A 1,143-nucleotide genomic window follows, 5' to 3' on the forward strand; every position below is an offset into this window, starting at 1 on the left:
CGGCGGCAGCTTCGTGATTTGCATTGATGCGCTCAGCCTCTTCGACCTGCGCAACCTCAGCTGGAGTCAGCGGCTCGATGACCCATGTTTCGTACCATATTCCGTCGATTTGCTCGGGCGTGCCGGGGACTGCTTTTTCCAGACGGCCAGTCGGGGGCTGCGGAGTGTCGAGCACGAGCGAATAGCCCTCGGCGGGTTCGCTCTGTACGGCGAGTGTTTCGGGATTAATCCACATCAAGGTCGCATCTCCAGGTTCTCGAAAAATACTGACCAGCGGATCGTCATGCCGTCGATTCCGGTGACGGTAGCGGCCAGCCCCCCATGCTCGGATACAGACAGGGCGAGATCGCACGTAGCCATAGATGCCTCGGAGTAGTCGCTGGTTACCGAGGACATGACCAGGGATGTGGACGCGGCATTTGCGCCGCGCTGCACAACGACACGCCCTTCCCACGTTTTGCAGCCTCCGCCAAGGGCCGTATTCACGGCCATTGCACGCACCCTCACGGAATTTGAACTGTTGTTTTCGAAGGTCAGCTGATTACTGCTACTGGGGCTGCCCTGGTCGCTAATTGCCACCTTCTGCGTTGCCGCGTCAGTGGTCAGTGCAAACACGCGCAGCAAAACTATCTGGCTGCGGGCTGAAGATGACGACCAGTTAGCGCCGCAAAGCGCAACTGCGCCATGCAGCCTAGCCTGTGAGTCGGGAGACAACGCCGCCGATTTAGCACCGAGCGTATAGGCGCCGACACCAAACGAGATTGACTGGGAGCCAGTGGCCGTGCCGTTGGCAGCCGCAAATGTCCCGATGCCGTATGCAGACGAGAACCCCCCCAATGCGACAGCTCGGCTTCCGCTGGCCAGACAGGAATACCCAATGGTGACCGCCTGCGCTCCAGAGGCGACGTGGGTTGCATTGGTTCGGCCAGTCTGCAAGTCGATGGCCTGGACGCCGCGCTTATCCCCACCAACAGCCGTGCCATCTGCCACTTGCAAACTAAATGCGCCAGTCCCTTTCGGGGAAATGACAGCATCAATGTTTGTCTCAGCCCCGCTTGCGGTCAGCGTGTGGACCGGAACAGCTGCGTTTGGCGATGCAGTGTTTCGGGATTCTTCGAATAGCGTGAGTCCACCGCCGCCGCC

2 protein-coding genes are annotated in these 1,143 nt (G+C 59.9%); both read right to left on the minus strand.

What is annotated here, in order from left to right; genetic code table 11:
• On the minus strand, positions 1-235 hold a 235-nt coding region (locus B597_RS47400; protein WP_226924979.1), incomplete at its 3' end, for a hypothetical protein.
• Positions 235-1,143 (minus strand): hypothetical protein (locus tag B597_RS46100; RefSeq protein WP_192939408.1); only part of this gene is annotated, 909 nt, incomplete at its 5' end. The genes B597_RS47400 and B597_RS46100, both read right to left, overlap by 1 nt.

Origin of the sequence: Stutzerimonas stutzeri KOS6 (genome assembly GCF_000307775.2) — a bacterium.
Lineage (GTDB): Bacteria > Pseudomonadota > Gammaproteobacteria > Pseudomonadales > Pseudomonadaceae > Stutzerimonas > Stutzerimonas stutzeri_B.